Origin of the sequence: Kitasatospora phosalacinea, from assembly GCF_030268885.1 — a bacterium.
GTDB classification, from domain to species: domain Bacteria; phylum Actinomycetota; class Actinomycetes; order Streptomycetales; family Streptomycetaceae; genus Kitasatospora; species Kitasatospora phosalacinea_C.
This window is the reverse complement of the sequence record NZ_BSSA01000015.1, coordinates 14,380-40,087: the sequence shown is the minus strand read 5'-3', so window position 1 is coordinate 40,087 and position 25,708 is coordinate 14,380. Positions and strand designations below refer to the sequence as shown.

Below are 25,708 nucleotides of genomic sequence, written 5' to 3'. Positions count from 1 at the left end.
CCCGTCCCCGGCGACGGACGCCCCGGTGCGCCGGCACCGGGGCGGGCACAGGAGAGGGGCCGGAGCGGTGCTCCGGCCCCTCTCGTCCCGCCGTCAGGCCCAGCTGGAGTGCAGCGGCTTGCCCTCGGCGTAGCCCGCCGCGCTCTGGATGCCGACGATCGCCTTCTGGTGGAACTCCTCCAGGTCGGCCGCGCCCGCGTAGGTGCAGGAGGAGCGGACGCCCGCGACGATCGAGTCGATCAGGTCCTCGACGCCGGGGCGGGCCGGGTCGATGAACATCCGCGAGGTGGAGATGCCCTCCTCGAACAGGCCCTTGCGGGCCCGGTCGTAGGCCGACTCGTCGGAGGTGCGGTTGCGCACGGCGCGGGCCGAGGCCATGCCGAAGCTCTCCTTGTACTGGCGGCCGTCGGCGGTGGTCTGCAGGTCGCCGGGGGACTCCAGGGTGCCCGCGAACCAGGAGCCGACCATCACGTTGGAGGCGCCCGCGGCCAGCGCCATCGCCACGTCGCGCGGGTGGCGCACGCCGCCGTCGGCCCAGACGTGCCGGCCCAGGCGACGGGCCTCGGCGGCGCACTCCAGGACGGCGGAGAACTGCGGGCGGCCGACGCCGGTCATCATCCGGGTGGTGCACATCGCGCCGGGGCCGACGCCGACCTTGAGGATGTCCGCGCCCGCCTCGACCAGGTCGCGCACGCCGTCGGCGGAGACCACGTTGCCCGCGACGACCGGCACCTGCGGGTCCAGGCCGCGCACCGCGCGCAGCGCGTTGATCATCGACTCCTGGTGGCCGTGCGCGGTGTCGACCACCAGCACGTCCGCCCCGGCCTCCAGCAGCGACTTGGCGCGCCCGGCCACGTCGCCGTTGATGCCGACGGTGGCGGCGATCCGCAGGCGGCCGTCCGCGTCGACGGCGGGGGTGTAGAGGGTGGCGCGCAGCGCGTTCTTGCGGGTCAGGATGCCGACCAGGGTGCCGTCGGCGGCGACCACCGGGGCGAGCTTGCGGTGCGCCTCGTTGAGGCGGTCGAAGGCGGCGCGCGGGTCGATGCCCTCGTCCAGCAGCAGCAGGTCGCGCGACATCACCTCGGACAGGCTGGTGAACCGGTCCACGCCCTGGCAGTCGCCCTCGGTGACCACGCCGACCGGCTTGCCCCCCTCGACCACGACCAGCGCGCCGTGCGCACGCTTGGGCAGCAGCGAGAGCGCGTCGGCGACGGTGTCGCCGGGGGCGAGGGTCAGCGCGGTGTCGTGCACCAGGTGGCGCTGCTTGACCCAGCCGATCACCTCGGAGACGACCTCGATCGGGATGTCCTGCGGGATGGCGACCAGCCCGCCGCGGCGGGCCACCGTCTCGGCCATCCGGCGCCCGGCGATCGCGGTCATGTTCGCCACCACCAGCGGGATGGTGGTGCCGGTGCCGTCGTTCGAGGAGAGGTCGACGCCCTGCCGGGAGCCCACTGCGGAGCGGCTGGGGACCATGAAGACGTCGTCGTACGTGAGGTCGTACGCGGGCTTGAGGTCGTTCAGGAAGCGCATGAAGGGGCTCTCTGGCTGGGAAGAAACGTTACGGCGCGCCGCGGCCGAGCCGCGCACACCCAACGTTCGATTCTCGTTGAATCCCCCGTTCCGAGCCAGCTCACGCCGGAATCCTGAAGATCGACACAACCGGGGCCGCCGGATTCCGGAACCTGCCTGTAGGAACCTCCAAAGGGTCTGCCCTGGCGCGTCAACCCTCCTCGGCCCGCCCCGCTCCCCCCTCCGCCGGGAACAGCGTGCGCAGCGCCAGCTCGGCGACCTGCCGCAGCTGCTCGCGGTCGTGCCCGCTCGCCGCCTGCACGGCGAGGCCGTCGGTGAGGGTGTGCACCAGCCGGGCCAGGGTGCCCGGGTCGTGGCCGGGCGGCAGGTCGGGCGCCCGCTCGAAGCGGCGGCGCAGGGCGTCCTCCCCGGCCGCCCGCCGGGCGACCACCTCGGCGCGGACCGGCTCCGACTCCGGGCCGCAGGCGTGCACGGCGTTGACGCTCAGGCAGCCGGACGGGGCGTGCTCGCCGCAGGTCAGCTCGACGGCGCCGAGCAGCGTCCGTTCGACGACGGCCCGGGCCGTCGGTTCCTCCAGGGCCTCGGCGGCGAAGGCCGCGGGGCCCGCGGCGTAGCGGTCGAGGACCCGGCGGAACAGCTGCTCCTTGTTGCCGAAGGTGGCGTAGAGGCTGTTGCGGTTGATGCCCATCGCCGCGGTCAGGTCCGACAGGGAGGTGCCCTCGTAGCCCTGCCGCCGGAACAGCTCCAGCGCCCGGTCGAGCGCGGTCTGCGGGTCGAACCCGCGCGGGCGACCGCCTGGCATGCCGTGCCTCCTCGCTCCGTCCCGTCCCCCGGCCGTCGGTACGTTACCCCTTGCCCCCGGGCCGCCCCGTCACCTAGTTTCTAACCGATCGGTTAGAAACTGGGCGCGCACCTCGGGAGGGCACATGATCAGGGTCGGGATCGTCGGAGCCAGCGGCTGGGCCAACGCCTCGCACCTGCCCGCGCTCGCCGGACTGGACGAGTACGCGGTGACCGCCGTCGCCACCACCCGGCGGGCCAGCGCGGAGGCGGTGGCCGCCGCCCACGGCGTCCCGCACGCCCTCACCGACGCCGCCGCGCTCGTCGCGCACCCCGAGGTGGACCTGGTGGTGGTCTCCGTCCGGGCGGCCGGGCACGCGGCGGTGGTCCGGGCCGCGCTGGCCGCGGGCAAGGACGTGCTGTCCGAGTGGCCGCTGGGCGTGGACGCCGCGGAGGCCGAGGACCTCGCCCGGGCCGCGGAGGCGGCGGGCGTCCGGCACGCCGTGAACCTGCAGGGCCACTGGTCGCCGGACGCCCGCTTCCTCGCCGACCTGCTCGCCGCGGGCCGGATCGGCCGCCTGGAGGCCGCCGTCCTGGTCGCCGCGGGCGACCCGCTGGGCGGCGCCCGGATCGCACCGGAACTGGAGTGGTCCACCGACCCCGCCGGGGGCACCTCGCTGCTGACGGTCATGGCCGGGCACTTCCTGGCCGTCCTGCACCGGGTCGCGGGCCCGCTGGTCGAGGTCTCCGCCCGGCTGCCCGGTGCGCGCGAGCACGTCGAGGTCACCGGCACCGGACGGACCGTCCCCAACGGGGTGCCCGCCCACCTGATGCTGCTCGGCACCCTGGAGAACGGCGCCGCCGCCTCCGTCACCGTGCACGGCGGCAGCGGCACCCCGGACGGCTTCCTGCTCAGGCTGGTCGGCTCCGCGGGCACCCTGACCGCCATCCCCGCCACCCCCGGCAGCTACCCGCACTGGACGGACTGGGAGATCCGGCTCGACGGCGAGCCGCTGGAGGTGCCCGCCGACTACCGCACCGTCCCCTTCCACCCCGCCGACGGACCGGTCGCCAACGTCGCGGCCCTCTACCGGGAGTTCGCCGAGGCCGCCGCCGCGAACCGCCCCCCGCACCCGGACTTCCGCACCGCCGCGGCCCACCACCGCCTGCTCGCCGCCGTCGAACGCTCCGCCGCGACCGGCACCCCGCAGGAGGTCTAGGCCCCCGGGCACCGCAGCACCGCCGGCACCCGGCGGCCGTAGCCGCCCGCCCGCGGGGGGTCGAGCCTGCCGCAGAGCGCGCTCAGGTGCTTCTCGACGGCGCCGCGCGAGAGGTGCGGCCCTCGACGACGGCCTCCGGCACCTGGCACTCGGGCGGGGTGAGGCGGGTCGGCGGGCCCGCGCGGATCAACACCGCCGCCCCGCCACCGCCCCCGGGCACGCCGCGGCCCCCTGCGGCGCGGGTGCACCGAGGGGGCCGAGAGGCGGTTCCGCGTGGCGGGCGGTTCCTAGTAGCCGCGCCAGTGGGAGCCGTAGCCGCGGGCGGCGGCCATGTTGTCCATGTTGCCGTAGCGGGCGTCGCAGTAGCGCGAGCTGGCGACCAGGTTGTCGACGGGGTTGCGGATGTCCGTGTGGCCGGGCAGCGCGTACGCCTTGAAGGTCGGCATGATCATCTGGGTCAGGCCGATCGACGGGGTGCCCATCTTGGCGTTCGAGTCCCAGTTGTTCTGGGCGTTCGGGTTGCCGGAGGACTCGGCGATCGCGGCGGCCCGCATCGCCTTCGCGGACGGGACGTGCTTGCCGTTGGCGGCCAGCACGTCGCGGGCCTCCTCGATCCAGCCGTCCAGGTTGTTCGCGTAGGTCTTCTTCGCGGGGGCGGCGGCCTGCTCGGCAGCCTGCTTCGCCTGCTGGGCCTGCTGCTCCGCGGCCTGCTGCTGGGCCTGCTGTTCGGCCGCCTGCTTCTCCTGCTCGGCCTTCGCCTGCTGGGCCTGCTGCTCCGCGGCCTGCTGGTCCTGCTGGGCCTGGGCCTGCTGCCCCTGGTCGGGCTGGGGCTGGGCCTGGGCCTGGTCCTGCTGGACGGGCTGGCGGTCCTCGCCGCGGGAGGCGGCCTGGTCGCCGTCGCGGTTGGCGCCCTGGGCGTCCGCGGTGGCGACCGCGGCGGCGTCGGCGCGGTGGGGGGCCGGGTCGGCGATCGCCTGCGAGACGGGCAGCACGGTGCCGACGGCGATGGCGCCGAGCAGTCCGAGGCCGAGGACGGCGTCGGGCATGCGGTGGTGGCCCATCCGCACCTGGGGAAGTCGGCCGAGGTTGTGCTTGATGCGTCGCATGTCGAGTACCTCCGAGAGTCGTTCCAGGTCACGCCGAGCCCGGGTGGACATGCGGGATCCCCGCTCGGTGCGGGTTCCTCGGCCCGGGACGGCCGGCCCGGCGGCTCCGTGCTCACCGGGGGACGCGTGCGCCGCGCTGGTCTCGCGGTCCGCTGCGCCGTGTCAGCCCCGTGAGCACTCGGAACGGCTCGGGGCACAACCACGAGACTGCCGGAGCCCCAACGGAGCGGCAAACATCCGGAAATGGCATCTGCACAACTCCTCCACAACTCGAATCGCCTTGCACGGCAAGGGAGTTCACTCCTCCGGACCCCCCGTATTCCGGCCCCCCTGTGAAGAAGGCCACAGGAGCGCCCAACCTCCCCCCACCACGGGGCTCTTGGGCCCGGGCCCAGTCCTGCCAAGGCCTCCGCGCCCCCGGCCGCCCTCCCCGCCCACCACCCCCGTGTGACCCCGGCCACCGTCCCGCCCTGTGACCCCGCTCTCCCCCCGACCACGCACCGCAGCCGCCCGACCACCCGAACCGCCCCGCCCGTGACCCGGCTCACGCCCCACCCGTGACCCGGCTCACGCGTCGTCAACCCGCCCCGGCCCGGGCCCCCACCGCCCGGACCTTCGGACCCACCGCCCTTCGTCCCCCACCCTTCCTCCCCTCCTCTCCCCTCCCCTCCGACCGGACGTTCGGGCCCACCTGGTTGACTGCGGTGGGAGGTCAGGGTGGAGGCGTTGGTCGCGGCGTTCGCGCCGATCTGGGTGCTGACCGCGGTCGGCTGGCTGGCCGGGCGGACGGGGCTGCTGGGGGCGGACGCGGAGGCGGTGCTCGGGCGGTTCGTGTTCCACGTGTCGATGCCGGCGGCGCTGTTCACCGTGGTGGCGCGCACCGACCTGGCGTCCTTCGCCGACACCTGGGTGCTGGCGTTCGCCGCCGGGACGGCGGTGGCCTCGCTGCTGGGCCTGCTGGCCGGACGGCGTTCGAAGCGGTCCACCGCCGAGCGGACGGTGGCGGTGATGGCGGCGGGCTACGTGAACTCCGGCAACCTCGGCATCCCGGTGGCGGCGCAGGTGCTCGGCAACGCCTCGTTCGTCGCGCCGGTGCTGCTGCTCCAGGTGCTGCTGGTCACACCGGTGGTGCTGGCCGTGCTGGACGCCACCACCGGCGCCGCCCGCCCCTCCCCCGTCGAGCGGCTGCGGCGCCTGGCGCTGCTGCCGCTGCGCAACCCGGTGATCCTGGGCGCGGGCCTGGGCGCGCTGTTCTCGGCGGCCGGGTGGCGGCTGCCCGGCCCGCTGGCGCACTCGGCGGAGCTGCTGGGCGGGGCCGCCGTCCCGGCCGCGCTGGTGACCCTGGGCCTGTCGCTGCACACCCCGCCGGGCGCGGCGGCGCAGCGCCCGGAGCGCGGTGAGCTGGCCGTCGCGGTGCTGGTGAAGGTGTTCGGGCAGCCGCTGGCGGCGCTGGCCGTCGGCACCCTGCTGCTGCACCTGCCGGGGCCGCAGCTGCGGGCGGCGGTGCTGCTGTCGGCGCTGCCGACGGCGCAGAACGTGTACGTGTACGCGCGGCTGTACGGGGCGGCGCCGGTGCTGGCGCGGTCGGCGGTGCTGGTGTCGACGGTGCTGTCGATGCTGACGCTGTCGGTCATCGCCTGGTCACTGGGCGGCGGTTGACCGGGCCGGGCCGGGGAGTGCGGCAGGTCACAGGCTTCGCCCCGGCGGGGGGCGCTCCCGTAGAGTTCGGCGGTACGGATGGGGCGATCGAGGAAGCATCGGCAGTGACGAACCAGCAGAGCGGCCCGGGCAGCGCCCCGGTCGAGGACGACACCGACTACGGCAAGGGCATCGACCCCGAGCGCCTGGAGCTGTGCCTGGAGGTGCTCGCCGAGCTGGACGAGATCCACGTCGACCACCCGGACGCGATCCGGGTCCGGATGGCGGTCGGCGGCCTCTTCCGCACCCTGAAGCAGCGCCGCCGCCAGGAGACCCGGGCCCGCAAGACCGCGAACGACCGCGCGGTGACGGCGAGGACCGCGACGGGCGCGCCGGGCCGGATCGACGACGAGACGGCGGGCGTGTTCGGGCTGAGCACCGAGACCACCACCGAGCTGGCCGGGATCCTGGAACGCCCGCGCTCCTGCTACACCTGCAAGCAGCGGTACGTCGAGGTGGACGCGTTCTACCACCAGCTGTGCCGCAGCTGCGCCGCGCTGAACCGCTCGCGGCGGCACGCCCGGACCGACCTGACCGGCCGGCGGGCGCTGCTGACCGGCGGCCGCGCCAAGATCGGCATGTACATCGCGCTGTGCCTGCTGCGCGACGGCGCGCACACCACCATCACCACCCGCTTCCCGAACGACGCGATCCGCCGCTTCACCGCGATGCCGGACAGCGCCGACTGGATCCACCGCCTGAAGATCGTCGGCATCGACCTGCGCGACCCGGCGCAGGTGATGGCGCTGGCGGACGAGGTGGCCGCGGACGGCCCGCTGGACATCCTGATCAACAACGCGGCGCAGACCGTGCGCCGCTCCCCCGAGGCGTACCGCGAACTGGTGGCGGCCGAGAGCGCGCCGCTGCCCGCGGGCGCGCTGCCCGCCTCCACGGTGATCGGCCGGTTCGGCTCGGGCGCGGTGGACGTGCCCGCCCTGCCGGGGCAGAACCGCGGCGAGCGGCCGTCGGTGAGCGCCGAGGAGGTCACCTCGCTGGCCCTGGTGACGGGTTCGGCCTCGCCGGAGCGGATCGCGGCGGGCACCGCGATCGACGCCGGCGGCCTGGTGCCGGACCTGGCCCCCACCAACAGCTGGGTGCAGACCGTCTCCGAGGTCGGCCCGATCGAGCTGCTGGAGGTGCAACTGTGCAACTCCACCGCCCCGTTCATCCTGATCTCGCAGCTGCGCCCGGCCCTGGCCGCGTCCTCCGCGCGCCGCAAGTACGTGGTCAACGTCTCCGCGATGGAGGGCGTCTTCGAGCGCGGCTACAAGGGCTCGGGTCACCCGCACACCAACATGGCCAAGGCCGCGCTGAACATGCTGACCCGCACCAGCGCGCAGGAGATGTTCGAGACCGACGGCATCCTGATGACCGCGGTGGACACCGGCTGGATCACCGACGAGCGCCCGCACCCGGAGAAGATGCGCCTGCACGAGGAGGGCTTCCACGCCCCGCTCGACCTGGTGGACGGCGCGGCCCGGGTGTACGACCCGATCGTCCGGGGCGAGTTGGGCGAGGACCTGTACGGTTGCTTCCTGAAGGACTACCAGAAGGGCAAGTGGTGACGGACGTCCACTCCATCGGCGCTCGGCCCCCGGCCACCGCACACCCGTTGCCGCCGCTGGTCGGCGCGGGCGTGATCGTGCCGACCGGGGACGGGCGGGTGCTGATCGGACGGCGCACCACCGCCGGGGAGTCGCCGACCTGGAGCCTGCCCGGCGGCAAGGTGGACCACCCCGGCGAGTCCTTCGAGGCGGCTGCCGCGCGGGAGTTGGCCGAGGAGACCGGCATCGTGCTGCCCGCCGAGCAGATGCGGGTGCTGGCGGTGCTGCTCGACCACGAACTGGGCCGCACCCGGGTGACGGCGGCGGTGCTGGCCCCGCCGAGCCTGGCCGAGGCGCTGGTGACCGAGCCGCACGCCTGCGCCGGTTGGGAGCGCGTCGCGGTGGACGCGCTCCCCGAGCCGATGTTCTACCCGTCCGCACAGGTCCTGTCGGCCTGGCTGCCGAACTACCGGGCCCCGGGCGGCACCTGGCACTACCCGACGCCCCCGCAGGCCCCCTGACGGCTCCCTGACGGACCGTCAGGACATGCCCGAGCCGCGCTCCGGGCGCCCGGAGGTGCCGGGGGTTCCCGGCACCCCGCCCGGGCTCACGCCCCCTCGGCTCACTTCCGCCCGGCCGCCCGGAGGCCGACCTCGGCCGGGGGGCGGGCCCCGGCGCGGCGCACCAGCAGGACGAAGGTCCGGGCGTAGGCGTCGCCCTCGGTGACCCGCGGCCAGTCCAGCGCGGCGAGCGCCGCGGACGCGGCGGCGTGCACCTCCCCGTGCACCCGGACCTCGGCCGTCCGCCGACCGGCGCCGCCGCCGAAGCACACCTGGACGCCGACGAGTTGGTCCCGTCCGAGGTCACCGCCCAGGGCCGGGGCGAGCGCGGGCAGGACGGGGTTGCGGACCAGCCAGTCCTGCACGTCGTGGAAGCGCTTGCCGGTGCCCCAGCCGACCACGCCGCCGTGGATGGCGTGCCAGCCGGGCAGGCCGTCCGGGTCGGTCGGGTCCAGGTGACCGGCGAACCGGCCGTTGTGGGCGACGAGTTCGATCAGCGCGGCGCCCGCGGTGGACGCCCACACCTCGACGCCCCGGCGCAGCGGGTCCTGGTCGCCGCCCCCGGCACCTCCACCCCCGGTGCCACCGCCGACGCCGAATCCGCCGACGCCGAATCCGCCGTCGGCTCCGGCGAGTTGGTCCGGCACGGCGGTCTCCGGGCGGTCCCGGTCGGCCAGGAACACCAGCTCCAGCCGGTCCGGGTCGTCCTCCCGCGGTTCGCCGAGCCGCACCGCCAACGCGCCGGGCCCGCGCACCTCCTCGCCCTCGACCCGCCACTGCTCGCCGTGCAGCGCGGACAGTTCGTCCGCCACCGCACCCAACACCGCCTGCGCGGAAGGCCGTTCCGCACTCCCGCCGGGCGCGCCCGGGCCGGTGCCGGACCGGCCGCGCCACCATGATCCCCATGCCATGGCGCACACCGTAACGTTGTGCAGGTTCGCCCACAATGTGCCCGAGATGGATCGGTCAGGTGGTCGTTGTCGTCCGCTGTGTGTATCGTCGCACTGCGCGATCAGGGACTTACCGCGGGCAGCAGCTGGGGGCGGCAATGGCTGTGGAACTACCATCGGGGCTCAACCACCTCATCGGCCTCCTCGGCGTGCGCTTCCCGGGGGCCAACGAGGACGAGCTCAACCAACTGGCCGACCAGTTGGAGAAGTTCGCCGGTGCGCTGGACGGCGCCCAGATGACGGCGGACAAGGCGCTGGCCCTGCTGCACGAGGTCTACCAGGGCGCTTCGGCGGACCGGCTCTCCGAGCTGTGGAGCACCATCACCAAGTACTCCAAGAAGATCACCGAGATCTGCCACACGGTGGCCAAGGTGCTGCGCGCCGCGGCCGTGGTGGTCGAGCTGGCCAAGACCCAGTCCATCGCCCAGCTCTTCTCCATCCAGGCGCAGTTGGCCGCCGCCTCGTCCACCGGCCCGTGGAGCGCGGCGGCGGTGCTGCGGATGGGCCGCGAGATCATGAACCAGCTGCTGGAGGCGGCGGTCGGCAAGCTCGCCGAGACCATCACCCGGCCGATCGAGGACATGATCGTGAAGGCCGCGGAGAAGGTCCTGCCCACCCCGGCCAACAACTCCAACGGCCAGGGATTCTCCATCGACCTCGCCCAACTCGCCGAGTGCGCGGCCGGGTTGCGCCGCGACGCGGACGACATCGAGACGCACGGCACCAACTTCAAGCGGATCGTGCAGAGCCTGAAGATGGGCGAATCCGGCGACAAGTTCGGCAAGTTGGTGATCGAGGCCGCCGAGAAGGTGCTGCAGACCATCGCCGAGGACGTCCTCAAGCGGATCCTCGCCTCGTTCCGCGACACCGCCGACAAGATGGACAGGATGGCGGGGAACCTCAACGAGAACGAGGACAGCAACCGCACCGTCCTGAACAGCCTCACCTCCCTCGCCGCCAACCCGCTCAGCCCGAACGCGACGATCGGCGGCACGCACTCCCAGCTGAACGCGCCCCGCATCGGCGGCGGCGACGCCGGGCTCGCCGCGTTCGCCGCGCTGATGCCCAAGCTCGGCCCGACCGGCTCCCGGGCCGGCAGCGGCAGCGGCCGGAGCAGTGGCACCAACACCCTCGGCCTCAAGGAGCCGGTGCTGAAGGGGGGTTCGCACGGTTCGGGCTCGGGCTCGGGCTCCGGCTCGGACCTCGGTTCCGGCTCGGGCTCCGCGGGCGGTCACGGCGGTGTCGGCGCCCAGGGCGGCGTCGGCTTCTCCACCCGGCTCGCCGTCCCGGGCAGCGGCTCGTCGGGCAGCGCGAAGAGCAGCACCCGCCTGGAGACCCAGACCTCCGCCGAGGGGACCGCCAACTCCGGCTCCGGGGGCGGCTCCTCCCCCTCCACCACGACCAACTCGGCGGGCCGCTCCGTCCCGCCCGGCATGATGGGCGCGATGGCCATGGGCCACGGCGGCTACGGCCCGGTCGGCGGCTCCGGCCTCCGCGGCGGCCAGCGCCGCGGCAGTGGCACCCGGGTCAGCACCGAGGACCCGAACGCCACCGCCCACCCCGACGGCATCATCGCCGACGACCCCGCCGCCATGTACCCGGCGCTCCAGCTGGGCCGGGTCTCCCCCCACCGCCAGCCCGTCGCCGAACACGACGGCCGCTACGACGACGACTTCGAGCTCGACCTCGACACCGTCGACGACATGGACGGGGTCAACGGCTTCGAAGCCGCGGAGTGACCCGCCCCGCCGGGACCGCCGCGCCCTCACCGAACGTCCCCACTCTGTGAATTGACCGTGAACCGTAAATTTTTCGCCGTGCTGGTATGGACCACGAACGAACCAGGTGGCTAGGGTCGTAGCGGCTCGCGATCGCGGCCGTTTGGACCCCTGCGACGGGACGTGACCGTGGCCGAGACTCTGCTGGCCTCCGAGTACGAGGCCGAGCGGCTGGACGCCACCGCCGCCTGGGTCACCCGCCACCGCCCGCCCGGCAGCGGCGCCCTGGCCGAACTCGGCGCCGGTGAGGGCGCGCTGACCGGACGCCTGCTGCGGGCCGGGTACACCGTGCACGCCGCCGAACCCGACCCGGCGCTGCGGGCCCGGCTGTGGAGCCGGTTGCGCGGCCGGGCCCGGCTGCGGCTGAGCGGGGCCGACCTCGCCGCCCCGCCCCCCGTGCGCCGCCGCTTCGGCGCGGTCCTGCTGATCGACACCCTGCACGCGGGCCAGGACCTGGAACTGCTGCACGCCCTCCCCACCGACCTGCTGTTCGTCGCCCTCGCCCCGTCCGCGCTCGACGGACGACTGCGCCCGTGGCTCTCCACCCAGCAGGGCTGGCTGCTGGTGGAGGAGATCGACCTGGCCGCCCCGCTCCCCGCGCAGGATGGCCTCGCCCCGGGCAGCCGCGGCGTCCTGCTGCGCCGGGCCGGCTGACCGGCCCGGGACGGCCGCCGCGGCCGGGCAACTCCCCGTCGACGAACAACCGTTCGGCCGGCCCCGGACAGGAGTCGCGCCGCGCCGACCCGTGGGTGGCGCCCGGACGGACCCGCCCGGCCCTCGGACCGGTCGGCCCGGCGCCCCCGACCCGGCGCCCCCCGACCCGGCGCCGCCCGGGAGCTCAGGGCAGGCGCGCGAGCAGGTCGTCCATGGCCGCCCGCCCGGCCGCCAGCGCGGCCTGCAGCAGTGCCGGGTCCCGGGCGAGGCGCCCGACCTTCGGGGCGTCCGGACCGGGGCGGACCGAGAGCACCGCCGGGCCGTCGGCGGGCGGGGCCAGGTCGTGACGGCCGAGCAACTCCTCGTCGGCCAGCAGCCGTTCGGCCCGCGCCAGGTAGGAGTCGCGCAGCGCCGCCGGATAGCGCCGCAGCACGGTCCGGGCGATCATCCGGGAGCCGCGCGAAGGGACGACCGCCGCCGGGGCCGCTGCCGCCGTCGCTGCCGGGCCCGCCGTCGCCGCGACCGGGCCGCGCGAACGCAGCACCAGCACGTGGGTGGCGCCCTGGGCGAGCGCGGTGCGGAACGGGACGGACTCGGCCAGTCCGGCGTCGTAGTAGTGGCTGCCGTCGAGTTCGACGGGCGGCCCGGCGAGCAGCGGGAGCGCGGCGCTGGCGCGCAGGGCCAGGCGCAGCCGGGCCGGGTCGGTGAGCAGCGGGTGGAGGTCGGTGGAGACGCCGGTGCCGGTGTGGGTGGCGAGCGGGTGCAGGGTGGTGGGGTTGGCCAGGATCGCGTCGAAGTCCATCCGGGCGACGTGCGCGTAGAGGTGCTCGACCAGGTTGTACAGGTCGACGACGGGACGGCCGCGCAGCGGGTTGCCGGGGCGGATCATCGCCCGGGCGTACTCGGCGTCGGCCCAGCCCGCGAGCTGCCCGGGGTCGCTGCTGAGCAGCCACGCCCCGGTCAGCGCCCCCGCGGAGGCCCCGTAGACGGCGTCGAACGCGCCGGTGAGCCCGGCCTCGTGGAGGGAGAGCGCCATGCCGCCGGAGATGATGCCGCGCATGCCGCCGCCCTCGACGGCGAGGGCGATCCGCCGGCCGTCGGTGCGCGCACCGGGGCGGCTCGCGGTGCGCCGCCGCTCGGCGAGGGCGGCCAGGACGCCGTGCCGCGCCGCGCCCGCCGCGCCCGCGGCCCCCGCAGCCTCGAAGTCCTGCTGGTCCACGCCCTTGCTCCCGCTCCCGCTCCCGCGCTCGTGCCCGTCACCGTCACCGCGAACCGGGTGCCGCCACCGGGAGCCGGGGCGGTCCGTCCGGAACGCCCAGAAGTGTCGCACACGAACCCGGTGCGCCGTCCGGCCCCGCCGCGCTCCACCACCGGGGCGTCCGCGGGCGCGTCCCGACCGCGGCGTCCCTTTCGCCCTGTTATGTGTGGTCGATGGCCCTCCTCCACCACGCGCCCCGGCTGCGCGCCGCCACCGCCGTCCTCGCCGCCACCGGCGCCGTCGCGGCGGTCACCCTGCTGCCCTCCGCACGTTCCGCGTCCGCCGCACCGGGGGACCTGGCGAGCGCGACGCTGGTGCAACTGACCACCCGGGACGTCCCGGCGATCGGCCTGTCGGCCTACCACGGCACGTACGGCACCGCGAGTTCCAGCACGGTGCCCGACAGCGACACCGCGGACTTCGCCTCGGACCCGGACGGGATGCTGTCCCGGATCAGCATCGCCACCCGCACCACCCGGACCGAGACCTCCACCGCCAAGTACTTCGCGCAGGCCCAACTCACCGACCTGGTGGTGTGGTTCAACTCCACCGAGCTGATCCACTACGGCCCGGTCGAGGCCGGCTCGGTCGCCTCCCTGGACTCGTACGCGGAGTGCGTGCCGCCGCCGGTCGGCCCGTTCGCGCTGGCGTACAACCACACCGACGGCGACCAGGTGACCGTCCTCGGCCGACGGGTCGGCGTCGGCACCACCCAGCTCCGGATCACCGGCGCGGACCTCGGCCTGCCCGCCACCATCGGGCCCTCCACGCTGGACGTCACCGTCACCCAGCACGCCGACCCGGCCGTGCAGAGCCGCCAGTACACCGCGGATGCCTGGCTGGACGTCCACGTCTCGGGCACCTTCAACGACCTGCAGGGCCGACAGCTCTACACCGGCGAGATCACCGACGCCCGCCTCGGCGAGGTCCACGTCACCTGCCCGAACGCCGACCCCAGCCCCAGCCCGTCGCCGAGCCCCTCCCCCAGCCCGAGCCCGCACCCGACCGAGGAGCCCACGCCCACGCCCACGCCCACCCCTACTCCGACCCCGACCCCGATGCCCACCCCCACGTCCACGCCCACCAGCCCGGCCCCCGTCCCGCTGCCGGACACCGGCGCCGACGGCAGCACCCTCGCCCTGGGGGCCACCGCACTGGCCCTGTGCGCGCTGGGCGCCGGAGCGCTGGCGCTCTCCCGCCGCCGTCGGCGCTGACCTTCGCCGTCCGCCCCCGCCGTCACCCTGTGCCACGCTAGGGTGACGGCATGTCCGTCCTCGGCACCTCCGCCCACGCCGCCACCGACACCGCCGGGTTGCCCGAACCGGTCGCCCGGGCCGTCGAGTTGGCGATCAGGACGGGCTTCGACCAGTCCTGTCGCCCGGAGCACGGACGGCTGCTGCAGGCCCTCGCCGCGGGCGCGGGCCCGGGCGGGCGGATCGGCGAGACCGGCACCGGCTGCGGAGTCGGGCTGGGCTGGCTGCTGGCCGGGCGGCGCCCCGGCGTACGGGTGGTGAGCGTCGAGCGGGAGGCCGAACGCGTGGCCGCGGTACGGGAGTTGTTCGCCGACGTACCCGACCTGGAGGTGCTGCACGGCGACTGGACCGCGATCCACCCGCACGGCCCGTTCGACCTGCTGGTGCTGGACGGCGGCGGCAACGGCAAGCAGACCGCGGCCGCCGACCCGGAGCAGCTGCTCACCCCCGGCGGCACCCTGGTGGTCGACGACCTCACCCCGCTCACCACCTGGCCGCCCACCTACCGGGGCACCCCCGACACCGGCCGCACCGTCTGGTACGACCACCCGGCCCTGCTCACCACCGAGGTCCGCCTCGCCCCCGACCTCTCCACCCTGCTCGCCACCCGCCGCCCCTGACACCCCACCACCCGCCGGAGCACCCCCCACCGCGGAGTCAGGTGTCGCTCGGCGCAGGGGCGCAGGGCCCCTCGTACTCCCGGCCGTTCTCGACCCGGACGACAGGCTCGCCGACCAGCCCGGCGAGCAGGGCGCGCAGGGACTGCTGGGCCCGCGGCTCCAGATCGGCCAGCAGGTGGTCCTCGATCGCCAGGACGTCCTCGCGCGCGGCGTCCAGGACGCGGCGGCCGGTGTCGGTGGCCTCGACGATGCGGGCCCGCCGGTCAGCCGGGTCGGGTCGGCGGCGCACCAGTCCGGCGGCCTCCAACTCGTCGATGACCAGGACGAGTTTGCTCTTGTCGACGGAGACCGCCTGCGCCAGGGCCAACTGACTCCTGGTCGGTGCGTCGACCACCGCCATCAGCACCGTGTAGCCCCACAGCGACAGGCCGTGCGCCCGGAGGGCCGGAGCCTGCGCGGTGGCGAGACCCTGCTTGAGCCGGGCCAGCAGCCAGTGCAGGTCGTCGTGGAGCCGACTGTCCGGCGCCGGGCCATCGGCGGGGGTGGGGTGGGGCATGGCGGCAGAGTAACAAAACCCGGATCATCCCAGCCGAGCATCGTCCCCACCCAATATCGTCTTGTTCCGAGATCGTCTTGACTTCAGATCATCTCGGTCTAGTCTAATTGCGGTCGCAGAGCGTCGCACTCCCACCCCACCGGAAGGAACCACGTGCCGCAGTTACTGCACCTCGACGCCAGCGCCCGCAGCGACTCGTTCTCCCGGAAGCTCGGAACGGCCTTCGCCGCCCACTGGAGGGCCGCCCACCCGGACGGCACGTACGCCCACCGCGATCTCGTGGCCGACCCGGTGCAGCCGCTCGACGAGGCGCGCGTCCGGCTGTCCGCCCTCTCCTCGCTGCACGGCGTACGGGACCTCGCCGCCATGGACGCGGTGGCCGCCGCCGCGCCGGACCTCGCCCGGGCGTGGGACGCCACCCGGCCACTGGTCGTGGAACTGCTCGGGGCGGACGTCCTGGCCATCGGGGCACCGATGTACAACTTCACCGTCCCGGCGGCGCTCAAGGTCTGGCTGGACCGGGTCACGCTGCCCTGGCTCCCGCTCGCGGGCAAGTCCGCCGTGGTCCTCGGCGCCCGCGGCGGCGCGTACGGACCCGGCACGCCCCGGGAGCCGTTCGACTTCCAGGAACCGTACCTGCGCGCCTACTTCACCGCGCTCGGCCTGACCGACCTGGAGTTCGTGCACACCGAGCTGACCCACGCGCCGGTGATGCCGTTCCTCGCCGAACTCCGGGACGCCCACGAAGCCTCCCGCACCGAGGCGCTCGCCCGGGTCGCGGCCCTGGCCACCCGCACGCCCGCCGCCTGAACCGCCCATCGCACCCCCTTCCCACCCCCTCCCCTCGCTCCCGCGAGCAACGGAAAGGACTCCGCACGATGGACACCGAACTGGAGGGCCGCGTGGTCCTGGTCACCGGCGCCTCGACCGGCATCGGCGCCGCGACCGCCCGGGCGTACGGCCGGGAGGGCGCCAGGGTGGCGGTCACCTACCGGCACAGCCCGGAGAAGGCCGGGAGGGTCGTCGCCGAGATCGCGGCCGGGGGCGGGCAGGCGTGCGCCGTCCGGCTCGACCTGGAGGACCTGGACGGCGTGGAGCGGGCCGTGCGGGCGGTGGTCGAACGGTGGGGCGGGGTGGACGTGCTGGTCGCCAACGCCGTCCGCTGGGGCGGGGACGGACCGCCGGACCCGTCCGTGCGCTTCGAGCACGTGCCGCTGGCGGAGTGGCAGGCCATGATCGGCGCGAACCTGATCGGGGCCGTCGCCCAGGTCCGCGCCGTCCTGCCGGGCATGCGCGCCCGCGGCTGGGGGCGGATCGTGCTGGTCTCCTCCAGCGTCGCGGAGGAGGGCGTGCCGGGCCCCGGCCCCTACGGCACCGCCAAGTCGGGCCTGCACGGCCTGGCCCGCAGCCTGGCCTGGGAGGCCGGACGGGACGGCGTCCTGGTCAACGTGGTGGCCCCCGGGTTCACCCTCACCGACAGCCGCCCGCCGCTCCCCGCCGCCCTCACCGACCGGCTCGCCGCCGGAACGCCCACCCGCCGCCTCTCCGATGCGGAGGACGTCGCCCGGCTGGTGGTGTTCCTCGGCTCGGGCGCCAACGGCAACCTGACCGGTGAACTGGTCCGCGACGGCTCGGCAGCGGCCCGCGCCCCGCACACCGGCCCCTGACCGCCCCGCCCAGGCCCCGCCCCGGCCCCGCCCTCTGCCCGTGCCCTGTCCGCACCCCTCCTTACGTCAACGCCATTGACCTTGAACGCGCCCGCACGGTCTCATGGCGGCTTCCGGGCCCCGTCCTCTCCGCGCGGGGCCCGGACACGCCCGCGCACCGCCGAAGGAGCCCCGCCATGGCCGATCCCGTCCACGCCCTCCGGGACGCCCAGCCCACCCCCTTCTGGCTCGACGACCCCGGCCGGCCCGCCGCCCGCCCCGCCCTGACCGGCGACACCCGCTGCGACCTGCTGGTGGTCGGCGGCGGCTACAGCGGCCTGTGGACCGCCCTGCTCGCCAAGGAGCGCGACCCCGGGCGCGACGTCCTGCTGGTCGAGGCCCGCGAGTGCGGCTGGGCCGCCTCCGGGCGCAACGGCGGCTTCTGCGAGTCCAGCCTCACCCACGGTCTCGCCAACGGCCACCAGCGCTGGCCCGCCGAACTCGCCGAACTCGAACGGCTCGGCCGCGCCAACCTCGACGCGGTGCAGGACGCCGTCCACCGCTACGGCATCGACTGCGACTGGCAGCGCACCGGCTCCCTCACCGTCGCCACCCGGCCCCACCAGGTCGGCGAACTGCGCGAGTTCGCCGACCTCGCCGCCCGCTACGGCAGCCACCACGACGTCCTCGACCGGGACGAGGTCCGCGCCGAGATCGACTCCCCCACCTTCCTCGGCGGCCTGTGGGACCGCCACGGCGTCGCCATGGTCAACCCGGCCCGCCTCGCCTGGGGCCTCAAGCGGGCCTGCGAGGAGCTCGGCGTCCGCATCCACGAGCACACCCCCGCCGCCGACCTCGCCGCCACCCCCACCGGCGTCACCGCCCGCACCCCCTACGGCCGGATCACCGCCGGACGCGTCGCCCTCGCCACCAACGCCTTCCCCTCCCTGCTGCGCCGCCACCGCCCGTACACCGTGCCGGTGTACGACTACGCGCTGATGACCGAACCGCTCGGCGCCGAACGGCTCGCCGCGATCGGCTGGCAGCACCGCCAGGGCTGGGCGGACAGCGACAACCACTTCCACTACGTCCGGATCTCCGCCGACGACCGGATCCTGTTCGGCGGCTACGACGTCGTCCACCGCCACCGCGGCCGGGTCAGCGCCGACCGCGACCAGCGTCCCGAGACCTTCGCCACCCTGGCCCGGCACTTCGCCCGCACCTTCCCGCAGTTGGAGGGCGTGCGCTTCACCCACGCCTGGGGCGGCGCCATCGACACCTGCACCCGCTTCTCCGTCTTCTTCGACCTCAGCCACCGCGGCCGGGTCGCCTACGCCGCGGGCTACACCGGCCTGGGCGTCGGCGCGACCCGCTTCGGCGCCGAGGTGATGCTCGACCTGCTCGCCGGGGCCCGCACCGAACGCACCGCCCTGGAGCTGGTCCGCCGCAAGCCGCTGCCCTTCCCGCCGGAGCCGGTCCGCTCCCTCGGCATCGGCCTCACCCAGTGGTCCCTGCACCGCGCCGACGCCCGCGCCGGCCGCCGCAACCTCTGGCTCAAGGCCATGGACCGGCTCGGCCTCGGCTTCGACAGCTGACGCCCGACCGGGTGCCGGGCCGCCCCCTCGGCCCGGGTACGGCACCGCGGCGGCCGCGGCCCTGCCGCCCCTCCGGCGGGCAGCGCGCGGAAATCACCTCCCGCCGGGGGGGAATTCCCATCGACGCGGAAAGTGAATTCCGACTCGGTCGCGCATTCCCGGGCAGGCACCGCCGAGGCAATTCCACCCGTGAGCACCGGGGCCGAAAAACGGCGCAACGCCGAGGAATCCCGGCAAGTACGACACATTCCTCCCGTCGAGATCCCGGGTCCGGCACCGACGGCACGACCTCCTCCCGCCGCACGCCCTCCCATGCCGTCAATCCCCACCAACTGGCACTTCTGCCACCACAGCTGAGCGCCCACCAGGCCACAGGCCCCCGAGCACGCCCAGGAGCGGACCGGCACACCCACAGCTTTGCACGTTCTGTTCCCGCAACACCCCAAACCCGCCTTTCGTCTGCCAAGGGCGAAATCCGGCCTCCGACTTCCCGACATTCCGCCTGCTACAGTCGGCCGAAAGTCTTTGTGGTGAAAGGGGGCCGCCGTGGCCGTTCATTTCAACGGGCCGGACTTCCAGCGGCCCGCCGAGCACCCGTTAACCCGGTTGGGGGAACAATGGTTCATCAGGATGCCGGAGAGCGTTTCTCGGCGGACGGCCCCCGGGCCGACGCGGGCGCGGCCCCCTGGGGCGTCGGCGACCAGGTGTTCAGCCGACTGCTGAGGGACCGCATCGTCTTCCTCGGCCAGGCCGTCGACGACGACATCGCGAACAAGCTCACGGCCCAACTGCTGATGCTGGCCGCCGAGTCCGAGGAGGACATCTACCTCTACATCAACTCCCCCGGCGGTTCGATCACGGCCGGCATGGCGGTCTACGACACCATGCAGTACATCAGGAACGACGTGGTCACCATCGCCATGGGCTTCTGCGCCTCGATGGGCCAGTTCCTCCTCACCGCCGGCGCGGCGGGCAAGCGCTTCGCGCTGCCGCACACCAAGATCCTCATGCACCAGCCCTCCGCGGGCCTGGCCGGATCGGCCAGCGACATCCGCATCTACGCCCAGCAGCTGCTGAGGACCAAGCTGGAGATGGCCGAGCTGATCGCCGCGCACTCCGGTCAGGACGTCGACAAGATCACCAAGGACTCCGACCGCGACCGCTGGTTCACCGCGCAGGAGGCGATGGAGTACGGCCTCATCGACAAGGTCATGCAGTCGACCGCCTCCCTCCCCGGCGGTGGCGGCGGCCTCAAGCGCTGAACCGACCCGCCGGGGGAGGAGCCCCGCCGCGCTCCTCCCCCGGCGCACCGCCCGGCGCGCCGCCCCCGAGCCACCCGGCAGGACGCGTGCTCTCGTCAACCCCAGGGTTGACGACCGGTGCCCGGGCCGCCCCCTAGGGTGCGGGGATGCGCGAGGGTGGGGACGGACGGCGGCTTCGAGCCGATCCGATGGTGGTCGACGCGGTTCTCGCGGTCACCTTGGCCGGGGTGACCGTCGTCTACGCGCTCCAGACGTACGGGGCCCAGTACCGCGCGCAGGGCTGGCGCCCGTTCGACGCGTGGGCGATCGGACTGACCCTGCTGGTTCACCTGCCGCTGGTGCTGCGGCGCCGTGCGCCGTGGGTCGTGTTCCTGGTCGCCTGCGCGGGACTGCTGGCCTACACCGCTGCCCGGTACCAGCCGTCGGTGAACCCGTGGGCACCCCTGCTGGCCTGCTACACCGTGATCGTGCACCGCCCGGCCCGAGCGACCGTCGCCGCCGCGGCGACCACCGGCATCTGGATGGTGAGCGGGACGGCGGCCGGCATCCAGCCCCTCCTGGCGCTGGCGCAGTCGGCGATCTGCGTCGGGACGGTGTGGTACTTCGCCACCGGCATGCGCAGCCTGTCCGAGCGCAACGCCCGGCTCGCCGAGCTGACCGAGCGGTTGAGGCAGGAACAGGAACTTCGCGCCCGGCACGCCGTCGTCGAGGAACGGGTGCGGATCGCCCGCGAGTTGCACGACGTGGTCGCCCACCACCTCTCCGCGCTGGCCGTGCAGGCCGGCCTGGCCGGGTACGTGTTCGACTCCGACCCGCCGGCTGCGAAGGCCGCCCTGGCCTCGATCGGCGCGACCAGCCGGGAGGCGCTGGAGGAGATGCGGAGCCTGCTCCAGGTGCTGCGGCTCGCCCCCGACGCGGACGAGGACGGGCCGTACCTGCCCACCCCCGGCCTGGACGGCCTGGACGAGCTGGTCGACCGCTCCCGCGCCGCCGGGCTGGACGTGCGGGTCGCCGTCACCGGACGGCCGCGCCCGCTCGCGCCGGGCGTGGACCTGTGCGCGTACCGGGTCGTCCAGGAGGCGCTGACCAACGTGCTCAAGCACGCCGGTGCGTCTGCTCGGGTCACCGTCGCCCTGCGCTACGGGGCGGACCGGCTGGACGCCGAGGTCGGGGACGACGGTGCGGGGGACCGCCCGGGGGCCCCGCTGCCCGGCGGGGGGCTCGGTTTGATCGGGATCCGTGAACGCGTCAAGCTCTACGGCGGGTCGGTGGACGCCGGCCCCCGGCCGCACGGGGGGTTCGCGGTGGCGTTCTCGCTCCCCCTTCCGGCGGGCGAGGCGTAGGGGCGGCGCAGGGCCGCTCCGCCGACGGGGGAGGCGGCGCAGGTGACGACCGTTCTGATCGTGGACGACCAGGTGCTGATCCGGGCCGGGCTGGCGGCCCTGGTGCGGGCCGCGCCGGGACTGGAGGTGGCCGGGGAGGCCGCCACCGGCGAGGAGGCCGTCGAACTGGCCGCCCGCCACCGCCCGGACGTGGTGCTGATGGACATCCGGCTGCCCGGCATCAGCGGCATCGCCGCGCTCGAACGGATCCTCGCCGAGGCCGCCGAGCCCAAGCCCAAGGTCGTCATGCTGACCGTCTTCGACCTGGACAGCTACGTCTTCGCGGCGTTGAAGGCCGGCGCCAGCGGCTTCCTGCTCAAGGACACCCCGCCCGAACGGCTGCTCGCCGCCGTCGGGATGATCGCGGAGGGGGAGATGCTGTTCGCGCCCAGCGTCACCCGGCGACTCGTGGAGACCTTCGGAGCTCGCGCTCCCGCTCCCAGACGGCGGTCGACCACCACAGACCGGAACCGCCGACCTGCGTGCGCACGTGCACGCCCCTGCCGTACCACTGCTCGGCGGTCAGCCGGACGGCCCGTCCCGCCAGGGACCGCAGCCCCCTACGGACGCTGCGCACCGAGGTCGGACCGCTGCGGTCCACCTCCTCGGGCCCCCGGGCCGAGTCGATCGCCGTCGCGATCGACCGGACGGTGCCGGGCAGGTCCAGCGACTCCAGCGCCGCCGTGACTTCCTCCTGCGTGGCGGAGTGCCGGGACCGCAGCCACTGCGGAAATGCCGTGTTTCCCCCCGCTCCGGACCGGAGTCGGACCGCTGCCCGACCGGGCCGCCCGGTGGGGCCGGGACTCCGGTGGACAGTGTGTGGCCGCAGAAGCACCGCCGTCCACCGGGTTGCCGGTCGGGGCCGGATCCTGCTGCGCGACGGTACGTGGAACCCGCAGCACGACCACCGTGCCCGTCGGTCGAGGCGACTTCGACGGACGAGCGCGCGGGCGAGCGGGCGAGCGGGCGAGCGGGACGAAGGCGTCGCGGAGGCCGAGGCGTCCCTCCCACCGGACGGCGGGGCGTTCGAGCCGGTGGAGCGGGGCGAAGGTCCGCTCGACGACGTGGCGGAGCCTGCCGAGGTCGATGACGTCGGGCTCGCCGCGACGGGAGGCGAGGGTCGGCTTCCGGCACCGGCGCGGTTCCTAACGGTCGGGGTCGCTGTCGCAGCAACGGCAGGCCGCTGTCGTCACAGCTCAGCGCACCCGCCCGCGCGGTTTCAGCGGCGTGGCGGGCAGCTGCGGGGCGGACAGCCGGGCCCCGTCGTAGCCGTGCACCTCGCCGAAGCGGGCTCCCGCCTCCCAGTCGGACCGGGCCTGCGCGATCTCCTCGTGCGAGCGGCCGATGAAGTTCCACCACATGACGATGCGCTCCTCGAAGGGCTCGCCGCCCAGGAGCAGCAGGGCCGCGTCGGTGCGGGCGCGGAGCGGCAGTTCGCGGCGGCCGCAGCCGAGGTAGAGCAGCGAGCCGGGTTCGACGGGGACGCCGTCGACGTCGACGGCGCCGCTCATGGCGAGGACGGCGTACTCGAAGTCGGCGTCCAGGGGCAGGCGGTGGGCGGCGCCCTCGCGGAGGGTGAGGTCGGCGCCGGTGAGGGCGGTGTGGGTGGTGCCGGGCGAGGTGGCGCCGTCGAGGGTGCCGAGGATGAGGTGGGCGTGCAGGCCGTCGGCGGTGACGGCGGGGAGTTCGGGGTGGTGCTCGAAGGCGGGGGCGGTGTGCCGGTGGGCGTCGGGCAGGGCGACCCAGAGCTGGGCGCCGTGCAGCAGGGGCGCGTGCTCGCGCGGGGACTCCTCGGAGTGCGCGATGGCCCGGCCGGAGGTCATCAGGCCGAGCTCGCGGGGGCGGACGGTCTGCAGGCTGCCGAGGCTGTCCCGGTGCAGGACGCTCCCCTCGTGCAGCCAGCTGACGGTCTGCAGGCCCATGTGGGGGTGCGGCGGCACCTGCATGCCGGGTTCGTCGGCGATGTCGTCGGGGCCGTAGTGGTCGACGAAGCACCAGGCGCCGACCATCCGACGGCCGAGGTTGGGCAGCAGCCGCCGGACCACGGTGGACTCGCCGAGCGGAACGCGGCGCCCGGTCAGCAGGTCCTTGACGGGGCCGGTGGCGGCCTGGCGTCCGCAGACGGCCGGGACGGGTTTCCGGTCGAGGTTGCTCATGGCCGCCAGTATCGGCCGCCCGTCCCGCCGCCCCCGGTTGCCACGGCCCGCGCGTCGCCGCCCCTCCCCCGCCGCGTCCGCACGCCGCCCTGCGGCCCTCCCCCGCGAGAGGCCCCACGCCCGCACGCGCGCCGCGCCGCCCCCTCCCGAGAGGCCCTACGCCCGCGCGCCGAGCTGCGCCATCGCGTCCGGCATGACGCGCCGCCAGAACCCGCCGGTGTGCTCGCCCCGCGGGAAGGACGACCGGACGCCGGGCGCGGCGGCGAGGCGGCGGGCGGCGGGGCAGAAGGGGTCCTCGGTGCCGCACCAGAGTCCGGTGCGGCCGACCCCGGCGACGGCGTCGAGGTGCAGCAGGGGTTCGTGCTCGCGCCAGTCGGCCTCGTCGCGGTAGGCGTCGACGGTGCGGGCGTCGGCCCAGCTGCGGAACAGCGCGGGGCTGAGCAGCGCGAGGGCGGACAGCCTCCCCGACCGGGCCCGGGCGTACTGGAGCGCGCCGGAGCCGCCCATCGAGATGCCCAGGGCCCGGGTCGGTTCGGGCATCGAACGCTCGGCGAGCCAGCGGGGCAGTTCGGTGGTGAGCATCGCCATCGGGTCGTCGCCGGGGGTGCGGGCGTGCCAGTACGTGGCGGCGCCGCCGTCGACGGCGACCACCCGGAACGGCGGGGTGCCGGCGGCGACGGCGACGGCCAGGAACTGGGCGGTGCCGAGCCCGGTGAAGGTGGCCGCGTCGCCGTCGCGCCCGTGCAGGGCCAGGCAGACCGGCAGGTCGTCGCCGTGCTCGCCGGGCGGGTCGAACACCACCAGGCGGACGTCGCGCCCCCGGGCGGCGGAGCGCACCGTCGCGGTGCGGACCGGACCGGCCGCGACCTGCGGCACCGTGCCGTCCTGCCCGGTCATCCCGAGCAGCCGCCGCAGCCGGACGCCGCCGGGCAGCACGTCCTCGACCACCGCCCCGCCGACCGCCACCGCCCCGAGCGCGGTCACCGCCAGCGCGCCGAGCAGGCGCCGCCGCCCGACGCCGGACCGCTCCGCGGGCTGCCGCCCGTCCCGCTCCGCCGCCTCCGCCGCAGTCCCCGCCGCCCCCGACGCCGCGTCAGTCCCCGTACCGGCCCGCACCCTCGTTCCCTCCCGCCGCCCTCGCGCCCGGACGGACGCCCGGACCCCTCACTGGACGCCGGAACGGCCCGCCGCGGTTTCCGGCGCACGGCCCGCCGCGGTTTCCGGTCCGTACGGCACGGCCCCGCACCCCGTCCTCAGTGCTTGCAGGCCCACCAGGCGCCCGCGCTCGCCTCCTCCGCCCGGGCCCGCAGCGCACGGACGGCCTCCGCCGGGTCCTCGGCGCCGTACACCGCGGAGCCCGCCACGAACACGTCCGCCCCGGCCTCGGCGCAGAGCTCGATGGTGGAGGCGGCGACGCCGCCGTCGACCTGCAGCCACAGGTCGAGGCCGTGCTTGTCGAACAGCTGCCGGGTGCGGCGGATCTTGGGGAGCATGATGTCGAGGAACGCCTGACCGCCGAAGCCGGGTTCGACCGTCATGATCAGCACCATGTCGAGCTCGGGCAGCAGGTCCTCGTACGGCTCGATCGGGGTGGCGGGGCGCAGCGCCATCGCGGCGCGGGCGCCCTTGGCGCGGATCTCCCGGGCGAGGCGGACGGGGGCGGCGGCGGCCTCGACGTGGAAGGTGACGGACCCGGCCCCGGCCTCGACGTACTGCGGGGCCCAGCGGTCGGGCTGTTCGATCATCAGGTGGCAGTCGAGGGGGGTGTCGGTGGCGCGGGCCAGCGACTCGACGACCGGGACGCCCAGCGTGAGGTTGGGGACGAAGTGGTTGTCCATCACGTCGACGTGCAGCCAGTCCGCGCCGCGCACGGCCTCGGCCTCGTCGGCGAGGCGGGCGAAGTCAGCGGACAGGATGCTGGGGTTGATCTGCGCCATGGCGAGGGTACCTTCACGACTCGGTGCGGGCGGCCGGTGCGACCGCTGGTGACCATCATCCCCCGCGGGCCCCGGCCCCTCCGCACCTCCCCCGCGCAGCACACCTGGCATGCCCTCAGCAAGCCCCCGGAGCCCGTCCCCGGCCCGTCCGGCGGAAGTGTTCACACGCCCGAAACACTTTCCCTTCCCGGTGTCGTCCCGCTCTGGCAGGCTCCCAGAG

The 25,708-nt window shown here is 75.0% G+C and carries 23 protein-coding genes; 14 read left to right on the top strand and 9 right to left on the bottom strand.

The window, feature by feature from the left end:
- Nucleotides 1-93: 93 nt before the first annotated feature.
- Nucleotides 94-1,533, bottom strand: a complete 1,440-nt coding sequence (locus QSK52_RS21725; RefSeq protein ID WP_285737793.1) for a GuaB1 family IMP dehydrogenase-related protein — start codon at nt 1,531-1,533, stop codon at nt 94-96.
- Between the two features lie 190 nt (nt 1,534-1,723).
- Nucleotides 1,724-2,335: a TetR/AcrR family transcriptional regulator gene (locus QSK52_RS21720; protein WP_285737792.1), complete on the bottom strand. Its 612-nt coding sequence runs from the start codon at nt 2,333-2,335 to the stop codon at nt 1,724-1,726.
- Nucleotides 2,336-2,459: 124 nt separating this feature from the next.
- On the opposite strand from QSK52_RS21720, the gene QSK52_RS21715 reads away from it, so the two are divergent.
- Nucleotides 2,460-3,533 carry a Gfo/Idh/MocA family protein gene (locus QSK52_RS21715; RefSeq protein ID WP_285737791.1) on the top strand — a complete coding sequence of 358 codons (1,074 nt, stop codon included), beginning with the start codon at nt 2,460-2,462 and terminating at the stop codon, nt 3,531-3,533.
- A gap of 287 nt (nt 3,534-3,820) precedes the next feature.
- Here QSK52_RS21715 and QSK52_RS21710 read toward each other — a convergent pair whose 3' ends face one another.
- The gene (locus QSK52_RS21710) at nt 3,821-4,639 is read right to left on the bottom strand and encodes a transglycosylase SLT domain-containing protein (protein WP_285737790.1); all 819 of its coding nucleotides are present in this window, start codon (nt 4,637-4,639) and stop codon (nt 3,821-3,823) included.
- A gap of 717 nt (nt 4,640-5,356) precedes the next feature.
- On the opposite strand from QSK52_RS21710, the gene QSK52_RS21705 reads away from it, so the two are divergent.
- From QSK52_RS21705 to QSK52_RS21695, 3 genes are all read left to right on the top strand, one after another.
- Nucleotides 5,357-6,298, top strand: a complete 942-nt coding sequence (locus tag QSK52_RS21705; protein ID WP_285737789.1) for an AEC family transporter — start codon at nt 5,357-5,359, stop codon at nt 6,296-6,298.
- A 104-nt stretch (nt 6,299-6,402) separates the two neighbouring features.
- Nucleotides 6,403-7,902: an SDR family NAD(P)-dependent oxidoreductase gene (locus QSK52_RS21700; protein ID WP_285737788.1), complete on the top strand. Its 1,500-nt coding sequence runs from the start codon at nt 6,403-6,405 to the stop codon at nt 7,900-7,902.
- Nucleotides 7,899-8,402: a nucleotide triphosphate diphosphatase NUDT15 gene (locus QSK52_RS21695; protein ID WP_285737787.1), complete on the top strand. Its 504-nt coding sequence runs from the start codon at nt 7,899-7,901 to the stop codon at nt 8,400-8,402. Before QSK52_RS21700 ends, QSK52_RS21695 begins: the two co-directional genes overlap by 4 nt.
- Nucleotides 8,403-8,503: 101 nt before the next feature.
- Here the strand turns inward: QSK52_RS21695 and QSK52_RS21690 are convergent, their stop codons facing one another.
- Entirely contained in the window at nt 8,504-9,352 is an 849-nt protein-coding gene (locus QSK52_RS21690; RefSeq protein ID WP_285737786.1) for a DUF6348 family protein, read from the bottom strand.
- A gap of 143 nt (nt 9,353-9,495) precedes the next feature.
- Between QSK52_RS21690 and QSK52_RS21685 the strand changes: the two genes are divergently transcribed.
- Together QSK52_RS21685 and QSK52_RS21680 are read left to right on the top strand one after the other, a co-directional pair.
- On the top strand, nt 9,496-11,130 hold the full coding sequence (locus QSK52_RS21685; protein WP_285737785.1) for a hypothetical protein: 1,635 nt from the start codon (nt 9,496-9,498) through the stop codon (nt 11,128-11,130).
- A gap of 168 nt (nt 11,131-11,298) precedes the next feature.
- Nucleotides 11,299-11,823 carry a hypothetical protein gene (locus QSK52_RS21680; protein WP_285737784.1) on the top strand — a complete coding sequence of 175 codons (525 nt, stop codon included), beginning with the start codon at nt 11,299-11,301 and terminating at the stop codon, nt 11,821-11,823.
- A gap of 184 nt (nt 11,824-12,007) precedes the next feature.
- Here the strand turns inward: QSK52_RS21680 and QSK52_RS21675 are convergent, their stop codons facing one another.
- The gene (locus tag QSK52_RS21675; protein ID WP_285737783.1) at nt 12,008-13,042 is read right to left on the bottom strand and encodes a patatin-like phospholipase family protein; all 1,035 of its coding nucleotides are present in this window, start codon (nt 13,040-13,042) and stop codon (nt 12,008-12,010) included.
- Nucleotides 13,043-13,254: 212 nt separating this feature from the next.
- Between QSK52_RS21675 and QSK52_RS21670 the strand changes: the two genes are divergently transcribed.
- Nucleotides 13,255-14,295 carry an LPXTG cell wall anchor domain-containing protein gene (locus QSK52_RS21670; RefSeq protein WP_285737782.1) on the top strand — a complete coding sequence of 347 codons (1,041 nt, stop codon included), beginning with the start codon at nt 13,255-13,257 and terminating at the stop codon, nt 14,293-14,295.
- 50 nt (nt 14,296-14,345) lie between these two features.
- A complete protein-coding gene (locus tag QSK52_RS21665) occupies nt 14,346-14,954 on the top strand; it encodes an O-methyltransferase (protein WP_285737781.1) in 609 nt (202 codons plus the stop codon).
- 37 nt (nt 14,955-14,991) lie between these two features.
- Here the strand turns inward: QSK52_RS21665 and QSK52_RS21660 are convergent, their stop codons facing one another.
- A complete protein-coding gene (locus tag QSK52_RS21660) occupies nt 14,992-15,510 on the bottom strand; it encodes a MarR family winged helix-turn-helix transcriptional regulator (RefSeq protein ID WP_285737780.1) in 519 nt (172 codons plus the stop codon).
- Nucleotides 15,511-15,663: 153 nt separating this feature from the next.
- On the opposite strand from QSK52_RS21660, the gene QSK52_RS21655 reads away from it, so the two are divergent.
- The 6 genes from QSK52_RS21655 to QSK52_RS21630 all read left to right on the top strand — a co-directional run bounded on the left by QSK52_RS21655 (nt 15,664) and on the right by QSK52_RS21630 (nt 22,082).
- Nucleotides 15,664-16,320 carry an FMN-dependent NADH-azoreductase gene (locus QSK52_RS21655; RefSeq protein ID WP_285737779.1) on the top strand — a complete coding sequence of 219 codons (657 nt, stop codon included), beginning with the start codon at nt 15,664-15,666 and terminating at the stop codon, nt 16,318-16,320.
- Nucleotides 16,321-16,388: 68 nt separating this feature from the next.
- Complete coding sequence (locus tag QSK52_RS21650) at nt 16,389-17,177, top strand: SDR family NAD(P)-dependent oxidoreductase (RefSeq protein WP_285737778.1); 789 nt, start codon at nt 16,389-16,391, stop codon at nt 17,175-17,177.
- A 176-nt stretch (nt 17,178-17,353) separates the two neighbouring features.
- Complete coding sequence (locus QSK52_RS21645; protein ID WP_285737777.1) at nt 17,354-18,751, top strand: NAD(P)/FAD-dependent oxidoreductase; 1,398 nt, start codon at nt 17,354-17,356, stop codon at nt 18,749-18,751.
- Between the two features lie 617 nt (nt 18,752-19,368).
- Nucleotides 19,369-20,013 carry an ATP-dependent Clp protease proteolytic subunit gene (locus QSK52_RS21640; RefSeq protein WP_285737776.1) on the top strand — a complete coding sequence of 215 codons (645 nt, stop codon included), beginning with the start codon at nt 19,369-19,371 and terminating at the stop codon, nt 20,011-20,013.
- A 227-nt stretch (nt 20,014-20,240) separates the two neighbouring features.
- Entirely contained in the window at nt 20,241-21,356 is a 1,116-nt protein-coding gene (locus QSK52_RS21635) for a sensor histidine kinase (RefSeq protein ID WP_285737775.1), read from the top strand.
- 42 nt (nt 21,357-21,398) lie between these two features.
- Complete coding sequence (locus QSK52_RS21630; RefSeq protein ID WP_285737774.1) at nt 21,399-22,082, top strand: response regulator; 684 nt, start codon at nt 21,399-21,401, stop codon at nt 22,080-22,082.
- A 509-nt stretch (nt 22,083-22,591) separates the two neighbouring features.
- On the opposite strand, the gene QSK52_RS21625 is transcribed toward QSK52_RS21630, so the two are convergent.
- The 3 genes from QSK52_RS21625 to rpe all read right to left on the bottom strand — a co-directional run bounded on the left by QSK52_RS21625 (nt 22,592) and on the right by rpe (nt 25,488).
- Nucleotides 22,592-23,551 carry a pirin family protein gene (locus QSK52_RS21625; RefSeq protein WP_285737773.1) on the bottom strand — a complete coding sequence of 320 codons (960 nt, stop codon included), beginning with the start codon at nt 23,549-23,551 and terminating at the stop codon, nt 22,592-22,594.
- A 156-nt stretch (nt 23,552-23,707) separates the two neighbouring features.
- Entirely contained in the window at nt 23,708-24,667 is a 960-nt protein-coding gene (locus tag QSK52_RS21620; RefSeq protein WP_285737772.1) for an alpha/beta hydrolase, read from the bottom strand.
- A gap of 137 nt (nt 24,668-24,804) precedes the next feature.
- On the bottom strand, nt 24,805-25,488 hold the full coding sequence (gene rpe, locus QSK52_RS21615) for a ribulose-phosphate 3-epimerase (RefSeq protein WP_285737771.1): 684 nt from the start codon (nt 25,486-25,488) through the stop codon (nt 24,805-24,807).
- Nucleotides 25,489-25,708: the final 220 nt, after the last annotated feature.